Genomic DNA, 17910 nt, shown 5'->3' with positions numbered 1-17910 from the left:
TTTTATTCTCTGTAATTATCCATCTCTAGTAACTTGATGATGAGTGCATATAAAACAGAGCGCATCGTAACTCGTTTTTGTTTGCAGAGAGATTTAAACTGATATTTGAGACTTTTGGGAACGTATCCTTTTAGTTCTTCTAATTCTTCTGGAACTAAGTTATAAGACAGTTGAGAAACAGGTGCATCTGTTTGTATCCATTGTTTAATTAAAGCTTCTAGCACCTCACTCATTTCTAAATTTTTTTGGACGCAGAAAACTTTGAATTGAATTTTTAGTGATTTTGGTATAGTTCCCTTGACTACTTCAAATTCTGTGATTTCGTTTTTAGCCACTGTCATACAAGATTTTTTCTAAATTCTGTTGTTGTCAATAAAATTTGAGTTTGATTTTTCTCCGTTATTGACTAACTGTAGCGGCAGCATCTACACCATCGGTTTTGATCTGACCATCTTCCATATAGACTATGCGATCTGCAATATCTAAAATACGGTTGTCGTGAGTAACCAGCAAAATTGTACATCCTTGTTCTTTAGCTAATTTCCGCATTAATTCCACGACATCGCGCCCAGATTTTTTGTCGAGTGCCGCTGTGGGTTCATCTGCCAAGATAATTTTAGGATGACTGACTAAGGCACGAGCGATCGCTACTCTTTGCTTTTGTCCCCCTGATAAATTTTCTGGGTAGTAATTTACACGCTGTCCTAGGCCTACAGCTTCTAACATGGCGATCGCCTGAGCATTAATATCCTGATTCAATAACTCTTCGTGTAACTCTAAAGACATTCGCACATTTTCTTTAGCAGATAAAAAAGTCATCAAATTATGTGCTTGAAAAATATAGCCAATCTGACAGCGCAGCTTAGTTAATAGCTTTTTGTTAGCTCCACAAATTTCCTGTCCTAAAATTTTTAAACTTCCTTCTTGAGCAGAACGCAATCCACCCATCAAAGTTAACAGAGTGGTTTTTCCTGAGCCAGAGGGGCCAGTCATAATTACAATATCGCCGGTGTTAATTGATAAATTAATATCGAATAAAACTTGTTTACGCAGCGCACCTCCACCAAAATAGTGATTGAGATTGCGAACAGCAATCACTGGCTCTACAGCAGAAACTTGGGAATTTAAAGTTAATGGTAAAGATTTTTGCAACATAATAACAATAGAGACGAGGAACAAAAAAATACCACTGACAACTGACAACTGACAACTGACCACTAACAACTGACCACTAACAACTAACTAAAAAACATCAGCAGGATCAGCAGAACGTAATTTTCGCATTGCGATCGCCCCAGAAAAAGTACACATAATCACAGTCAAAATACAAACAGTGATTGCTCGTTCCAACTTCATGAAAACAGGCAGCATTGTGGCAGTATAAGCAACTTGATACAACCCCACCGAAAGCATAAATCCAGGCAGAAAACCCAAGATTGCTAAAAATAATGCTTCTTGGAGCAAGATTCCTAAAAGATAGCGATCGCTATAGCCCATTGCTTTGAGGGTGGCGTATTCTGGCAGGTGTTCAGAAACATCGGAATAAAGAATCTGGTAAACAATAACGATGCCGACAATAAACCCAACTGTTGTACCTAAACCGAAAATAAAACCAATAGCAGTACTACTTTCCCAGTATTTTTTTTCAATTTGGGCAAATTCTTCTGGAGTCAAGACTCTGACATCTTGAGGTAGCCCATCGGCTAATTGCGATCGCACTGTTTCGAGAACGGCATCTGGTTTGAGCGTAATTAACCCAACTTCGATGCGATCGCGTTGATGCTCTGGAAATAACTGTAAAAAAGTGGAATCACTAGCGATAACATTGCCATCGGCAGTAAAAGAAGCCCCATCAGTAAATAAAGCCTTAACGTCGATGGCTATACTATTTAGTTCCGTCCCAAAATTGCCTGTTTTCTTAAAAATATCACCGACTGCCCCATATTCTGGGCGACCCACTTGGTCAAACATAACTTGATACAACTGTTTAAGCTGATCTTGGTTTTGTTTAATTTCTGGCGATTTAAAAACAGGTTGTGCCGGATCAACACCCCAAACTAAGATGGCGCGTTCAAGACGTGTTTCAGGATTTCGCCATTGTCCGGTACCAATATAAACTGAGTTTACTGATTGAATACCCTCATAACCCAACACCTGATACAGTCGCTCTCTAGAAAAGCTTTTTACCGAAGATAAAGTTTGAAACTGGGGATTAATCAAAACTAAATCTGCTTGTAAATTGCGATGGGGCTTCGCGGCTGCATCAAACAGCGCACTTTCAAATCCCAACTGAATAAACATCAGCATATCGGCAAAAGTAATACCTGCAATTGCCACAACAAGACGCGTTTTTTCTTTCATTAGCTGCCGCCATGCTAGCGGCGTTCTGCGAAATAGTTTCATATTATTTGGGGAATAGGGCATTAAGAATGGGAGTTAGTTATTTCGGTGTTACTGAATCAAGAGATGATAAAGTCTAAAACTCTTGGCGTGGCTGAGTGTAAATATGAATTTGTATCACGCAGAGGAGGACACTTCTGTGCGGGGGTTCCCCCCGTTGAGGAAAGTGTCCGTCGCGCAGAGTCGCAGAGAGTAAGAGTTGAGAAGAGTTGATTTTTGAATTTCATATCCTAATTCAGCAACGTCAAAATCTTTAATAATCTCTGCGTCTCTGCGTCTCTGCGTGAGATAAATGATCCCGTAAATATGCAACACCGTTATATTCTTCCTCTACTCCCATTCCTATTTACAATTCAATTGCTGTCTGTACTTGTAAGTTAGTAAAACCTGCAACTCGCTTGCTACCTTCAGGAGTGAGGCGAATTTTCACTTCTACGACTCGGCTATCCAGGTTCTCTCCTGGTTGATTGCTGAAAACGTTTTGTCGCTTGACTAGCAAGCCAATGTGATCAACGGTTCCTCGCAGTTCTCCAGGAAATGCCTGACTGGTAATCACTGCTGGATGTCCCAGTTTCACTTTACCGATGTCGGTTTGATAAACTTCTGCTACTGCCATCATTTGGTCAGTTTGTGCTAGGTCTACAATGCCAGCATCACTAATTTTTTCACCGACTCGTGTATGAATTTTAATTATCTGGCCCGCCATTGGTGCTTTGATATCAGCGCCGATTAACTCAGTTTGGGTACGTTTTAGTGTGGCGATCGCATTTTCAACTTCTGTTTTTGCTGCTTCTACATCTACAGGTCGAACTTCGGTAATACTAGTCAGCGTGGCTTGAGCTTGAGTTACTTGTTTGTTACCGGTAGCTTGAGTACGGGCAAATTCTGCTTTGGCTTCGGCTAGTTGTTTGCTAGCAGTGGTGTTAATGCGGTTAAGAACTGCTTTGGCTTCATCTAATTGCTGTTTGGCAGTTTCTACGGTTAAACCTTTGCTGTCATACAAAGAATTAGAAACTGCTCCTTGAGAATATAGTTGCTGATAACGTTGATATTCGGCTTCAGCATTTTTAAGTTCTGCTTCTAGTTTCTTAATTGTTGCCTCTTGCGCTATTTTGTCTCCTTCCCACTGTGCCTCTATGCGTGATATAGCTTCTTTTTGGGCTGTTTTGTCTCCTCGTGACTGTGCTTGTATGCGTTCAATGTTTGCTTGCTGTGCCTGAATTTCTCCTGTTTTTGCCCCTGCTTCAACTTGAGCGAGTTTCGCTTGAGCAACTTTAATTTGTTGTTGGGCTTGTACTACAGCTGTTTGCAAGCGATCGCGTGAGTCTAAAATCGCTACAACCTGTCCGGCTTGGACGCGTTCTCCTTCTTTAACTAAGATTTGGGCAACGCGATCGCCATCTAAAGCTAGAGGTGCAGATAGACTAATTACCTCTGCTTCTGGTTCTAGTCGTCCTAATGCTGTGACTTTTGGCCTAACAGGTGTAGTTGGTATTGGTTCAGATGAGGCTGTTTGCTCAACTTGCCCAAATTGAGAAATACCATAAACAACAATTCCACCTGTCATAGCAGTAGCAGCAATTATTAATGCTAATAATCCTTTATTGGTTGGTTTTAGTAATAACCTTTGACTCATCTTTTTATCCTCTATCAGATTTTAAGGTGCTGTCTGGAGCCTGGGGACTGACAATTATTTTGATAGAAATAACTGAATATCTTCTTCCGCCAAATAGTTTAATTCTTCAACATTCTGGGAATTTAGGACAGCATAACGCCATGAGCCACGATGCTCTTTAGTTAAGTACTCAATACCCACTATTAATCCTTGCTTAGTTTGCTGTCCAAGGAGGAATTTTGGATATGCCCAATTTCGGGGAATGGTTATAGTTGGTTGCATAAAAAACTATCTTTGTTTTCAAGTTTACAGCACGAATGCTGCCAAAAAAAGGTAACAATTTCTATTTTTTTGTATTTTTTAAAATTTGACCATATAAGTTCGTAAAGATAACTAACAACTTAAGCACTATCAATTTAGATCGCCTTTATCTAAATTCATTTTCATCAATAATTAGATGTAATCAATTACACAATATATAAAATCAAAATTTTATTTAGTAAATAACTTGAGTACAAAAATACCTATCGAAATAGTATTCGCGTGTCTATACAGAGCAAGTAATATTCTGTAAATTTGAGAGTAATTGAACAACGCACTGCATTAGCACTTCTTCGCAGGCGATCGCTACTATCAAACAAAAGAAGTTTTCTGGGCAATTTTAAAAGTAAACAACTCTCCAAATTTTGTAGGTATCATGAAAACTATCACTCTTTCACGAGACTATTCTGTTTATACAGAAGAGCAGCATTTTGCTTGGAATAAATTATATAATCGACAGTTAAGCATTCTCAAAGGTAGAGCATGTAAAGAATTTATAGAAGGGGTTGAAATGTTAAAAGAATTAATTCAGCCTCTTCCAAAACTAGAAATACTTTCAGTGCGGCTTCAAGAATTTGTCGGCTGGAAGCTCGTCCCTGTTAGAGGCATGATCAAAAGCCAAGAATATTACATGTATTTAGCAAATAAACAATTTCCTGTCGCGGTAGATATCAGAGATACCAAGAATGACGGTTTTTCACCACTTCCAGATGTTTGGCATGATATTTTTGGACATTTGCCACTTTTAACATCTCCCTTATATAGCAATTTTGTCGAGGATATAGCTAAGCTCTGGTTGACAAAAAATGAGATACAAAAACAGCAAATTGCTAATATTTATTGGTACACAATAGAGTCCGGTATTTGTCAAGAAAATGGTGAACGCAGAGTTTATGGTGCAAGTCAATTATCAAGCTTTGATGAAATTCACTATGCTCTAAACGATCAAGCTAAAGTGTACTCATTTGATTTACAATCTTTAATTCATGCCAATATTAGACATGATGAATTTCAAAATAAACTGTTTGAAATACCTGCATTTGATTACTTAGAACAAATTTTAGATGAGCTTAAATTTGTTTAGTTCAGTTAAGCCAAAAAGCCTCATGTAGAGACGCGATAAATCGCGTCTCATAATACGATGTAGTTGTGATTCACTAAAAAGCTATGCTAATTACAGGAAATTTTGCTGTTTTTTTGGTTGCTACATTAACTTTGTGTGCTATTCCTGGCCCCGATATGTTGTATGTTATTGCACGCAGTATTGGACAAGGACGCAAAGCAGGAATTGTTTCAGCTTTTGGTTTTAGCATTGGGTTATTAGTACATACTTGTGCTGCTGCACTCGGTTTTTCAGCATTACTAATGTCTTCACCCCTTGCTTACAGCATTGTGAAGTATGTAGGCGCTGCGTACTTAATATTTTTAGGGATTAGTATGCTTTTGAGCAAAAAAAGCACTAGCTCATTAGGAAAGTTAAAACAAGCAAGCTTCAAACGCATTTTTAGTCAAGCCATCATTACAAACATACTAAACCCCAAAATAGCACTGTTTTTTCTGGCTTTTTTGCCTCAGTTCGTAAACATATCAGAAGGTGGATTAGGGTGGCAAATTCTAATATTAGGTATCATTTTTAATATCATAGGTACTCTGTGGAACATTATTGTAGCTTTCATGGCTGGTTTTGCAGGAGATTGGCTAAAAAATCGTCCAAAATTCTCTCGTTTACAACAATGGTTTACAGGCGGCGTTCTAATTTTTCTTGGCATTCATATTGCTTTTTCGCAAATAAATTAGCTTAAGATTGCACATAACAGCAAACTTTTTTACACACAATCAAGAAGCTCTATATTTGCACTTTTTCGTGTTGTTTCCCTAAGCTATGTTTTATTGCCCAAATAACCGCTTCAGATCGCGAATTTACTGCTAATTTGGTGTATATACGGCTCATATAATTACGCACTGTCTGTTGAGCTAGACTTAGCTCAACAGAGATACGAGCATTATCCCAACCCTGTGCTATCAATCCAATAACTTGTTGTTCTCGCTCCGTCAATGTAGCTTCTACATTTTCATCTTGCTTACCTATTTGTTGTTGAATAAGCTTCTCGATAATTGTTTGACTGTACCATGTATTGCCTTGAGCTACTGCACGAATAGCACTAACTAACGTTTGTGGCTCTTCAGACTTAAAAACACAGCCTTTTATACCATTTATCTTTAAAATAGATAAGTCAAATTTATCAGAGCTAGCCAGCGTTAGCACTCTCGAATATGAACACAATTCATGTAGATCAGCAATTAATTTAGCTAATATAAAATTAGTTAAATCCAGATCAATTATTAACAAATCTGGCTGAAATTTTAGATTTAATTTTGCAAGCTTAGAGACATCATTGGTTTCACCTACTAAGATTAAATCTTCTTCCAAATTGAGAGTAGCACGAATCCCAACTCCCACGAGTGAATTTTTTTCAGCAAGTAATACTCGAATAATTTTGTACATCTGTACGTTCCTATTTATTATTTAAGTAAAAGAATAATTTTCTAGTCTCTATTCTAAGAGGATGTTTAAAAAGTATTATGGCTACAAAATCTTAAAAACCTAACCCCCAAGCCCCCTTCTCTACAAATGAATGGGGGTTTAAAAGCCTCTCTTCGTTTCGAGGAAAGGAATGAAAGCGGGGTTCTTGGTGTACTTTTCGACTTTTCAAACATTCTCTAACAAAGCAACTTGACTAGGTTTGTAGTTAGCGTCTTAGCGCTCAAGCTCAGAACTGTAGCCCTAACTACAAATTATTCATCCATAGAAGTTGATAAAGCTTAAGAATTTAGACTTTTGAACCATTTTCATCTGGTCATACCATTTCACGCAAAATCTGATACAGATGTAAAGCCTGAAAGCTTTGCTGTATCTAAGTTCTTTAATTGCGAATTGCGATCTTCGCAGCGTAAAGCCTGCGGCATAGCTACGCTTAGAGCGACGAAGGAGCGTCATTGCGAATTGCGAATTGTGAATTAGTATTAGTTATTTCTGCCGTCTAGCACTAGACTTTATAAGGGATAATATCTAATAACAATAGAAAATCTTTAGATAAGTTGTAAATTATTTTGTTATTGCTTGGTTTTAAGTGATAACAATTTTTTGTAATCTAGAACACAAATATCTCAAGTTTTTACAGCATAACCTTAAGTTGATCCTTAAGTTAGTGATCTTGAATCGACAAGATTTGATTAAGTAGCGAGACTGAATTGCATCAACTAGAACTGATTTTAAAACAAATTTATCTGGCGACGAGATATCTAGTTGATGCGTTATATTTCATTATCTTTCATATATTTATGTTGCTGATTTTAGCTAGATGAATACCAAACAACAATGTCGTTTACAAAAAACGTAAGCTGTTATTATCCCTTAATCATAAAGCAACCAATTCTTAACCTTGAAGCAAATCTTCGTTTATAAAGAGTTCCTTTAGATAGATGCAAAACATGAGTATTAGACTATGATGAACGGAGAAGATTTTTACTAATTGTTTTTGTATAATCTAACCAAAATCATGGATGACCATAACAACATTTAACGAAGTAACACTAAGTTGAGTCTAAAACTAAGTTGCCACCTCTACCAGTTGCTCTATTTGTAATTTGCAGTTTTGACAGTATAGCTTGGTGGTGAAAAAAATTTGTCATTGATAGATAAAAACGAAAGACTCCAATGTGAATGGAATTCTGGAGTTGCAATCTTAAAGTACAAGAGTCTGACTAAAAGTTGGGATTTATTTTCTCTGAAAAAGGGCTTAGGCACTTTTTAATTTTCTCTGGAAAAGGACTTGGGCACTTTGTGCTACCTAAACAATAAATAATTTGAACCACCTTACATAAATTAAGGAACAATCGCTATGGCGTTACAACCTAATATATGGCACTCCACCATCAATATGAGTTCAACTCATTCCCCTATCAATCCTTATATACCTCAATATTTAGAGCCAAAAACGAATTTTATTTCATTTCCATCTTCGTCCCCTTTGAATAAATCATCTATTGCAGATATCCAACCAAATACGTTGTTGGATACATCTTCTGACAATAGTCAAGAGTTAGAGTCTATCTCAGTTGCCTCTGCAATTGTGAAAATGCTAGAAGATTTGGGAGTGCAATATGCATTTGGAGTTTCCGGAGGTGCGATCGCTCCGATATGGCATACACTACAACATAGTTCCATCAAGTTACGCCACTTTCGCCATGAAGCCGGAGCCGCTTTTGCAGCCACGGAAGCGTACTTTGCCAGTGGTCGTCCCGTCGTAGTATTTGCAACAACAGGCCCAGGAATCACAAACGCCTTAACGGGATTATTTACTGCCCGTTGGGAAGATGCCAAAGTAATTTTTATCTCGGCTTCTACCTCAGCACCAAAGCGGGGACGGTGGGCACTCCAAGAGACTAGTAATTACACCATGCCTAGTGCTGGGATTTTTACCTCTGAGTCACTATTTCATTATGCAACGACTCTCGAATGTAGCGAAGAACTTCCAGAAGTCTATCGACGGCTGGCGAAAGGTTTAGCTAAACCGAATGGCTTTGTAGCACACTTGAGCATACCTACCAACATCCAAGCAAGTTCAGTCGAGACATCTTTAGCATCAGTAAATCTGTCTTGTACTCCTGCAACAGTCAGCGAAGAAGCAATTTCAGAATGTGCGCGATTACTTACAGAAGGATCGTTTGCTATTTGGGTGGGTTTTGGGGCGCGGTTTGCAGCTGCGGAAATTCGTCAGTTGGCAGAGAAAACAGGGGCAGCTGTGATGTGTTCACCGCGCGCTAAAGGTATTTTTCCCGAAGATCATCCTCAATTTGTGGGGATTACGGGCTTTGCTGGGCATGAATCGGTTTTGAAATATATGACAGAGTGCTGCCCTTTGCGGACGCTGGTACTGGGAACACGCCTTGGTGAATTTACCTCTTTTTGGAGTCCGGCAATGGTTCCATCACGAGGCTTCGTACATGTGGATATTGACCCAGAAGTGCCAGGAACCGCATATCCATCTGCCGAGACAATAGCAATTCAGTCTGACGCAAAACTATTTGTCAAGGCTCTGCTTAAGCACTTACCAAAGCAGCAAAATCAATCACAAATCCAGTCTTTGCCTAGACCTGAACGTAGTGCAATCAATCCTAGTCAATATAGTCCAGTGCGGCCAGAAGTATTGATGAATCTCATGCAACGAGTCATCGTTGAAGGCAGCAATGCAATTGTGATGGCTGAAGGAGGAAACTCATTTGCTTGGGCAATTAACCTCCTGCGATTTACTAAACCAAATCGTTTTCGAGTCAGCACTGGGTTCGGGGCTATGGGTCATTTTGTGACTAGTGTTGTGGGTGCAGCGTTAACACATCATGGCAAAGCTGTGGCAATTGTCGGGGATGGCGCAATGTTGATGAACAACGAAGTCAGCACCGCTGTCAGCTACCGCGCTCCTGCCGTTTGGATTGTACTCAACGATGGACGCTACAACATGTGTGACCAAGGTTCAAAGATGCAGGGTTACAAAGATATGGACGTATATATTCCCCAAGCAGATTTCGTTATGCTTGCCCGCAGCATGGGAGCCGACGGTGTTCGGGTAGAAAAAGAGTCTGACATCCAAGCAGCTTTAGAAATGGCCATGCTGTCGACTAGTCCCTTCGTTGTTGATATCCTTATCGACCCAACTCGAATTGCACCGATTGGAACTCGGATTTTCAGTTTGATTTCACAAGGCGCTAAGAATTAAAGGAGATTTTGATTATGCATCATCCAGTAGGTATGCGATCGCTAGCACTGAGTTTGCCAAGTATCAAACGTTCAAACGATTATTACAGAGAAAAATACCCGGAATTAATTGCTCAGTCTGAACAAAAAAGTTTGGCAAGGTTATTTTCAGTCACTAACTCTAACCCCAACAATGAATTTGACTTCAATATGTTGCCTTATCTGCAAGACCCTTTTCGTGGCACTGTTAATCGATGGGTACTTGCTCCAGATGAATCCTCGCTGATGTTACAAGAACGTGCGGCTCGTGAAGCTCTTAATGCGGCGAACCTGACTCCCCAAGAAGTTGACTTAATGCTCGTGGCTTCAATTTGGCCGGAACGCATTGGATTTGGTGATGCTGCCTTTTTGTCTCGTCAATTAAACTTACAAGGTGCTGCTTGGAATATTGATGCTGCCTGCGGAGTTACCCCAGTAGCCCTACAAACTGCCTGTGCTTTAGTACGATCGCAAGAGTATCGTAACGTGTTAGTAGTAATCTCATGTTCATACTCTCGCTTTTTTGCTGAAGACGATACCCTTTCATGGTTTATGAGTGATGGTGTTGGAGCATTTGTAGTTGGTTCCCTCGCACCTAACCAAGGTATCCTCGGTACTAAGACCATTCATACTGCTGCTTTATGTGACATTTTCTTTGCTAAATTCACTGAGGATGAGCAAGGCAATCCACAGGTGCGGATGCGGATGGACAAAAGCGCCAATAGGGCAATCCGCGAAACAGCTGTGGATCAGCTACGGACGTGTTGTGAAGGTGCAATTGCTGCTGCTGGTGTCACTATTGACCAAGTTGACTTTTTTATTTTCAATACATCTACTGCTTGGGGGGCACAATTCTGCGCGCAAGTATTGGGTATTGACATAGAGCGCACAATCAACCTTTATTCTCATTATGCAAACATCGGGCCAGTAATTACTGTGGCTAATCTGTACTACGCTGCCCAGTTGAATAAAATTCACGAAAATGACTTAGTTCTAATCTATGGCTTGGGTGCAGCAGGTGTCGCCTCTGCCAGTGTGATGCGCTGGGGCGATGTAGCGCTCGGTGCTGTTCCGCATCTGCATGAACTTGACTCGTTATTGACGAGTTCTTCAGACCAGAGTTTCGCTCTTTGCTAAATCTATCAAGATTTTTCTCAGCGTCCTCAGCGTCTCTGCGGTTTAAAAGTAATTGATTTAACCACAGAGACGCTGGGGAGCCAGTGCGTTGCGCGGGTTCCCAAGGCACTCCGTTGGGGAGACACTGCGTTGCGGGGGTTCCCCCCGTTGTAGCAAGTGTCGTCGGCTTTGCCGACTTGTTCGCGTAGCGTCTCCGACAGGAGAAGGAAGTGCTGCCGCATTGTAGCAACTGGCGTGACACAGAGAGAAGATTTATATACCTTTGAGTATGCAAAAACAAATTCTGTCGGTAGGATTTTTCCTGTTATCTTTGGTGTTGCCGCTAAAAGTATCGGCACAGAATTATGACGAGATTTATGTTTTTGGTGATAGCTTCTCTGATACAGGTAACGTCTTCCATTTCACATCTGGGGCTATTCCTCCCAAACCATACTTCAATGGACGTTTTTCTAATGGCCCAGTTTGGGTAGAATATCTAGCCTCAGAGTTGAATTTAACTTTCAATCCCAATACCAACTTTGCTTTTGGTGGTACTACGACTGGAGTCGATAACATCGGACTTTCGATTTTGCCAGGATTACAGCAACAGATAAGTAGTTTTACGACAGCTAATAACTCTGCTAACCCAAATGCTCTTTATGTAGTGTGGGCTGGTACTAATGATTATCTTGATTATTTTTTGGGTAACATTCCCAATCCCACCAACTCGGTTGCAAATTTATCAGCAGCAATAACCTCGCTGACTGCTATTGGTGCTGAAGATATTATGGTGGTTAACTTGCCGGATTTGGGAAAGTTTCCGGTTACTGGGGGCGATACTCCTAGTTCCAACGAATTTAGTACTTTAACCAGCGCCCATAATTCTAGTTTGGCTGCGTCTCTCAACTCTTTGAGCCAGCAACTTAGCCCTGATATTAACATTATCCCTGTAGATGTTAATTACTTATTTAATCAGGCGATCGCCAATCCCAAGAAATTTGGTTTTACAAATGTTACCGACTCTTGCATTGGAGATTCACCAATAGTACCTATCGACATTTCCCCACAACCAGTTGTATGTATCCCAGACGAATTTTTGTTTTGGGACGAAATTCATCCAACAACCACCACGCATCAGCTAATCGGAGAATTAGCATTTGCAGCACTTTTAAGAGCATCTGTTCCTGAACCTTCTGTTGTGTTGGGAGTATTGACGTTTGCTTTAAGTGCAATATCGCTAAGGAAACGCTTTCGCTTTCCCAGTAGATGAATCGCAGTCAAAAAATTGTAACCCGATAAGGAAAATTGAAATGAACCAACATACTTCTGTAGCCCTTCCCAAACTAAAGACAGATGAGCGACTACTTTGGGATCTTATTTCTGGAAATATAGGATTTGGCACATTTCTTGTTGCTTATGACCTCAAACTTTTTCCATTTTTAGCCGAAAAACCACGGACTCTTACAGAAGTTTGTGAAGTGCTAAAGATTCATGAGCGTCCAGCGAAAGCTCTCTTGTCAATGAATGCATCTTTGGGGCTTTTACAAGTCAAAGATGACTTTTATTCACTTACCTCTTTTGCAGAAGATTATCTTCTCGAAAGCAGTTCAACTTATTTAGGCGATTTCTTAGACGTGACAGTTGCTACTGCCTCTATGTATTCTTTTGAGAACATCAAGCAAGCTGTACTTTCCAATTCCTCACAAATTTACTCTGGTGAAAAACTTTTTCAGACCCATGAAAAACAAGCCGATTTAGCGCGTACTTTCACCAATGCAATACATAGCCGAAATCTAGGAGCAGCCCAAGTTTGGCCAGAAGTTATTGATTTATCTGCACACAAACTCTTGTTAGATATTGGCGGAGGTTCAGGTGTTCACGCTATTCACGCCACATTAAAATGGGCAAACTTACAAGCTTTAATTATTGATCTTGCTCCTATATGTGAAGTAGCGCAAGAGTTTGTAGAACGCTACGGCTTACAAAACCGCATCAAAACCCAAGTTACTGATATGTGGAATCAGCCTTTTCCCACAGCCGATATTCACTTTTATTCTGATATTTACCATGATTGGCCACTAGAAAAAGGTCATTTTCTCACTCAAAAAAGCTTTGATAGCTTGGAAACAGGAGGTCGCATCATTATTCATGAGATGCTTTATCATGACCAAAAAATTAATTCTGCTGTTGCTGCCTATGATATTGCCATGCTTTTATGGACAGAAGGCCAGCAATATTCAGCTGATGAATTATCAACAATGTTGATGGATGTAGGTTTCATAGATGTTGAAGTTAAGCCAACCTTTGGATACTGGAGTATTGTCACTGGCTACAAACCTTGACAAAGAGTAATCTTGGGAAGATGTCACAGTGTGTTGGGATCAATTCCTTGTTGCTGTAATCTGGCCAAAAGCTCCTGAAGTTGTTGCTGAGTTTGTTCGAGTTGTTGTTGCTGTGCTACGTTTACTTCTTCTGGGGTTTGGTATCTGTTACCATTTTCGTCATACCAAAACAGCCATTCTCGTATTCGTCCTTGATAAGTACCTTGTTCTCGTCCAATACCTAACCCAACTTCTGGTATCCAGATTTTATCCCCTGGTTGTAAAACGTATTTACCTTCAACTAAGCGATAAACTTCTAAACGCTGACGCTTACGACGTAGACGCGCTGGAGCATAAATCACATAATACAAAATGCCTAATTGGGCATAATCTACTTTTTTTTGTTCGTATTCGCCGTTGTAAGTTTGAGAAACAACTTCTAAAGTTAAAATTGGTGAAATGCCTTCTTCTTCCCACAAAACATAACTAGAACGTCCATTTTCTCCAACAAAACGTTCTACGCCCAAACTCAAGAAACCATCAGGAACTATTGCAGGTTTACTAGGTGTATAATAAATTCCCATATTAATGCCGAAAAACCAATCATCCCGGTTTTGCCAAATTGAGGCTAAGATTGCTAATAACAAATTGGGAATTAATATTTGCAGTTCGTTATCCACAGGGGTATCGTCTGAATCTGGCAATTCTGCTGATGAAGGTAGACAATCTAATGGATTGTAGTTGAACATAATCATGTTAACGGTTGACTGATGACAGTTAACTATTTTGATTTAGCAATGCTTGTTAGAGTCGTGATGCGTAAAGCTGTACCATAAAGAAAATCCTAAATAAGGCGAGATACAAATTAATCTAACTCTCGTCGTCCTTCTAAGGCTCTTGCTAGCGTCACCTCATCCGCGTATTCTAAATCCCCACCCACAGGTAAACCAAAGGCAATCCGTGTCACCTTGGTAAATGGTTTCAATAGCTGACCGACATACAAAGTTGTTGTCTCGCCTTCCACACTCGGACTAATTGCTAAAATTACTTCTTGGGGTTGTTGCTGACTGACTCGTCGCACCAAAGCTTGAATATTCAACTGTTCTGGCCCAATGCCATCCATAGGGGAAATTACTCCACCCAAGACGTGATATTTGCCTTTGAACTCGCGGGTTTTTTCTAGCGCAATGACATCGCGAGAATCTACTACCACGCAGATAGTCTGATTTTCACGGTTGGGATTGCGGCAGATTTCACAAACCGCCTCCGCAGATAAGTGAAAGCAAACAGAACATAAACCTATCTGTTTTTTTGCTTCAATCAGGGCTTGCGCCAAAGCCTCTACTTCTGACTCTGGTCGCTTTAAAATATGCAAAGCTAGTCGTTGGGCTGATTTGGGGCCAACTCCTGGTAGGCGTTGCAACTGCTCAATTAACCGTGCTAAAGGGCGTGCGTAAACCGTTGTCTTATCTCCAGAAGGTTATAAATCTCATTACTATGATGACATTTTTTTGAATGATCTTCTCTGTATAATGGCACTAATACCGTTTCTTTGTGAAGCTGCGCCAAACTCTCTTAAACTCTTAATCTTGGCGTACTTGGCGTACTTGGTGAAGCAGTCGCAGTCTTGGCGCTTTGCGTCGATTGCGAACTGCTGAACCCGAAGGGCGGTTCGTTTTTGATTTCTTATACTAAGTCTGAGATAATTGGGCGCATCTTCATACAGAATTGGTATCAGGAGTCAGTCCAAAGCCCACCACCTTACCCAATAAGTACGGTTGTGGGCACTTTTTTAATATCAAAGTTCGAGTACTTTGCTGTTAATTTGTTTACTCATTTCCCAGATCTAACTGTACTTGCACCCCATCGTTGCCGTTCATAGATTGAATAGGCTGCAAGATAATTGGATTCTCTGGCAAGGATATTGCTTCGTTTAAACGAAATCCATCTAGAAGGGTATTATTCTCTCCCTTATTAATGGATCTACTTCCTGAGTTTTGGCCATTAAAGAATTTTGTAAAATCGTCCTGGGCTGTTCTAGTCCCAACCCCTTCTAGAGAATCACCAGTTAGTTGATAGTTTTCCGTATTTAAGACGGGTGTTTCTGGTGACTGAGCGCGAACCGGGCTTCCTAAGCTTGCAAAAGCTGCCATAATTGCCAATGCAGCAATAATTTTAGCGTTCATTAGTTTTACCCCAATTCTTTAATTTGTTGTTTGTTATTATTCTCTGAGTGAACTGTTTTTTGATTTTTACAAATTATCTATATCCATGCACAATATTATTGAAACAATACGTGGATTGTCAATATTTTTATGGCAGTCTTGATGAAGATAAAGAGACAAAATGCTGTGACAGTAATGTTGCAAATAATGCCAGGTTACAAAATATAGAAAATAAAATTATTAAAGGTAAATTACTTAAAGAAAAAGACGAATAATCTTAAGATTTACTTAATATTGTTGGCATTGATTCATGAAAATCTTCTTATCTTAAAGAGAGGGTTGATTAAAATCTTAATTAAGTCATGAAATATTGACAGGCATAACAAAAAAATAATTTTTGCAACACCATCTTTCCACCTCAAAACTCGGAATGTCGAGCTTGAAACACGAAACAGCGAGCTTGGAACTCGGAACATTGAGCTTGAAACACGAAACAGCGAGCTTGGAACTCGTAACTTGCAGGTAATACCAATTCACAAAAGTCTTGATACATATAGATTTCTCGTAGGGGCACGGCATTGCCGTGCCCCTACTTAAATTACTGTGGGCTTCGCCTACATGCAAATATGCTCAAAAGAGAATAAACATCTTGCAAAAGTTACTTTTGCAAGACGTTGGGGAAAGGTTAAAGGGTAAAGGTATGGAATTTTCCCTTACCCTTTAACCCTTCCCCGTTTTGGTCACACTACAACAGGTGTATTCGCCAGTTTTACTTGCGGTGTCGCCACCATCCGCATTCCGGCTGGTGCGGCTAAAGTTAAACCACGGCGCACAGGACGCACCGGGCGTTTATTAACCAGAGATAATTGAAACTGGGACAGAATTGTTGCCAAAGCAATTTTCATTTCATACTGGGCAAATGCCAAACCAATACAGCGACGATTTCCACCACCAAAAGGTAAGTATTCATAAGGAGAAAATTGCCTTTCTAAAAAGCGTTCTGGTTTAAACTGTTTGGGTTGTGAGTAAACTGCTTCGCGATGGTGCGCTAAATAAATACTGGGGACTATTGCTGTTCCCTTTGACAATTGGTAGCCCATAATTTTAATGGGCGATTTGACAATTCTCAAAAAACCACTAATCAAAATTGGGTATATCCGCAACGTTTCTTGGCAAACTGCTGTTAAATAAGGCAGTTTTGCAATATTCATTGGTTCTGGGTTGATACCAAGGCTATTTATTTCTCGTAACAACTTCTGCCGTACTTCTGGTAACTGATCAATCCAGTAAAAAGCCCAAGTCAATGCAGAAGAGGTAGTTTCATGCCCTGCAACCAACATTGTCATTAATTCATCGCGCAATTCCTGATCCGACATCGGTTGTCCGTCTTCATAACGAGCAGAAATCAATAAACTGAGAATATCTTGGCGATGTTGCTCTGGTTCAGCGCGACGTTCTTGAATCAAAGCGTAAATCAGTTGATCAACTTTTTGTACCAACATTACTATTCGACCCCAAGGACTCCATGCACCAAAATCTTTTTGCATGAAATTAAAAAAGAAGGCGGTAGATATCAAAGGCGTACCCATAAAATCGAGAAGAGAAGTTAGCAATTGGCGCAGTTCTTGAAACATTGGCCCTTCATCTACACCAAACACTACCCGTAAGATGGCGCGCAAGGTAATTTCTTGCATCGAATCTCGGATATTAAAGGGCTTACCAATAGTCCACTCATTGCTTACCTGCTGAGTGATTTCGCGAATCGCTTCACCATAAGCCCGCATTCTTTCGCCATGAAAAGGAGGCGTTAATAATTGTCGTTGACGCTGATGGCGATCGCCATCTAGTAAAATCAAAGAGCTATCGCCAAGCAAAAACCTTAAAATTCCATTGCCTCTGCCTGTCTCAAAGTGAGTAACATCAGCAGCAAAAATCTCTTCCAGTGCTTTTGGATGACTAAAGTACACAAGATGTTTATCATCACGTCCCAAAATGGCAAAATTGTCACCATAGACTTGAGCAAAATCTTCCAAGTATTTTACTGGCTGAGTAATGAACTTGATCAACCGCAGAAAACGGGGCATATTTGGCCCTTCAGGGAGATTTGTAGTTACTGTCATAGATTTTTGTTGGAGTTAATGGCTGATGAATTTAATTTTTGCGGATTTTTTTGTACTT

The 17910-nt window shown here is 40.0% G+C and carries 15 protein-coding genes and 1 pseudogene; 6 read left to right on the top strand and 10 right to left on the bottom strand.

Annotation, left to right across the window (positions count from 1 at the left end):
- Window positions 1–2 precede the first annotated feature (2 nt).
- The 5 genes from I8751_RS07970 to I8751_RS07950 all read right to left on the bottom strand — a co-directional run bounded on the left by I8751_RS07970 (window position 3) and on the right by I8751_RS07950 (window position 4297).
- Window positions 3–341: a hypothetical protein gene (locus I8751_RS07970; RefSeq protein WP_214438636.1), complete on the bottom strand. Its 339-nt coding sequence runs from the start codon at window positions 339–341 to the stop codon at window positions 3–5.
- Window positions 342–399: 58 nt separating this feature from the next.
- Entirely contained in the window at window positions 400–1155 is a 756-nt protein-coding gene (locus I8751_RS07965) for a DevA family ABC transporter ATP-binding protein (protein ID WP_214438635.1), read from the bottom strand.
- 87 nt (window positions 1156–1242) lie between these two features.
- Window positions 1243–2403, bottom strand: coding sequence for an ABC transporter permease DevC (gene devC / locus I8751_RS07960; protein WP_214438634.1), 1161 nt, complete (start codon window positions 2401–2403; stop codon window positions 1243–1245).
- Between the two features lie 343 nt (window positions 2404–2746).
- Window positions 2747–4036: an ABC exporter membrane fusion protein gene (locus I8751_RS07955; protein WP_214438633.1), complete on the bottom strand. Its 1290-nt coding sequence runs from the start codon at window positions 4034–4036 to the stop codon at window positions 2747–2749.
- Between the two features lie 54 nt (window positions 4037–4090).
- Window positions 4091–4297: a hypothetical protein gene (locus I8751_RS07950; RefSeq protein WP_214438632.1), complete on the bottom strand. Its 207-nt coding sequence runs from the start codon at window positions 4295–4297 to the stop codon at window positions 4091–4093.
- A gap of 415 nt (window positions 4298–4712) precedes the next feature.
- On the opposite strand from I8751_RS07950, the gene I8751_RS07945 reads away from it, so the two are divergent.
- Window positions 4713–5420 (top strand): hypothetical protein, encoded by a 708-nt coding sequence (locus tag I8751_RS07945; protein ID WP_214438631.1) that lies wholly within the window; start codon window positions 4713–4715, stop codon window positions 5418–5420.
- Window positions 5421–5533: 113 nt separating this feature from the next.
- On the top strand, window positions 5534–6133 hold the full coding sequence (locus tag I8751_RS07940; protein WP_214438630.1) for a LysE family translocator: 600 nt from the start codon (window positions 5534–5536) through the stop codon (window positions 6131–6133).
- A 49-nt stretch (window positions 6134–6182) separates the two neighbouring features.
- Here the strand turns inward: I8751_RS07940 and I8751_RS07935 are convergent, their stop codons facing one another.
- Window positions 6183–6842 carry a LuxR C-terminal-related transcriptional regulator gene (locus tag I8751_RS07935; protein WP_214438629.1) on the bottom strand — a complete coding sequence of 220 codons (660 nt, stop codon included), beginning with the start codon at window positions 6840–6842 and terminating at the stop codon, window positions 6183–6185.
- Between the two features lie 1435 nt (window positions 6843–8277).
- On the opposite strand from I8751_RS07935, the gene I8751_RS07930 reads away from it, so the two are divergent.
- From I8751_RS07930 to I8751_RS07915, 4 genes are all read left to right on the top strand, one after another.
- Entirely contained in the window at window positions 8278–10113 is a 1836-nt protein-coding gene (locus tag I8751_RS07930) for a ScyA-related TPP-binding enzyme (RefSeq protein ID WP_214438644.1), read from the top strand.
- A gap of 14 nt (window positions 10114–10127) precedes the next feature.
- Window positions 10128–11267, top strand: a complete 1140-nt coding sequence (locus tag I8751_RS07925) for a 3-oxoacyl-ACP synthase III family protein (RefSeq protein WP_214438628.1) — start codon at window positions 10128–10130, stop codon at window positions 11265–11267.
- A 268-nt stretch (window positions 11268–11535) separates the two neighbouring features.
- Window positions 11536–12516 (top strand): SGNH/GDSL hydrolase family protein, encoded by a 981-nt coding sequence (locus I8751_RS07920; protein ID WP_214438627.1) that lies wholly within the window; start codon window positions 11536–11538, stop codon window positions 12514–12516.
- 40 nt (window positions 12517–12556) lie between these two features.
- Window positions 12557–13588: a methyltransferase gene (locus I8751_RS07915; RefSeq protein ID WP_214438626.1), complete on the top strand. Its 1032-nt coding sequence runs from the start codon at window positions 12557–12559 to the stop codon at window positions 13586–13588.
- 23 nt (window positions 13589–13611) lie between these two features.
- On the opposite strand, the gene I8751_RS07910 is transcribed toward I8751_RS07915, so the two are convergent.
- The 4 genes and pseudogenes from I8751_RS07910 to I8751_RS07895 form a co-directional block, all read right to left on the bottom strand.
- Window positions 13612–14316, bottom strand: coding sequence for a Uma2 family endonuclease (locus tag I8751_RS07910; RefSeq protein WP_214438625.1), 705 nt, complete (start codon window positions 14314–14316; stop codon window positions 13612–13614).
- 116 nt (window positions 14317–14432) lie between these two features.
- A pseudogene (gene recR / locus I8751_RS07905) lies at window positions 14433–15029 on the bottom strand (recombination mediator RecR); the annotation flags it as partial.
- Between the two features lie 367 nt (window positions 15030–15396).
- Complete coding sequence (locus I8751_RS07900) at window positions 15397–15753, bottom strand: hypothetical protein (RefSeq protein ID WP_214438624.1); 357 nt, start codon at window positions 15751–15753, stop codon at window positions 15397–15399.
- A gap of 719 nt (window positions 15754–16472) precedes the next feature.
- Window positions 16473–17852, bottom strand: coding sequence for a cytochrome P450 (locus I8751_RS07895; RefSeq protein WP_214438623.1), 1380 nt, complete (start codon window positions 17850–17852; stop codon window positions 16473–16475).
- Window positions 17853–17910 lie beyond the last annotated feature (58 nt).

Origin of the sequence: Atlanticothrix silvestris CENA357 (assembly GCF_016056295.1) — a bacterium.
Taxonomy (GTDB): domain Bacteria; phylum Cyanobacteriota; class Cyanobacteriia; order Cyanobacteriales; family Nostocaceae; genus Atlanticothrix; species Atlanticothrix silvestris.
This window is presented reverse-complemented; position numbering and strand designations above follow the sequence as displayed.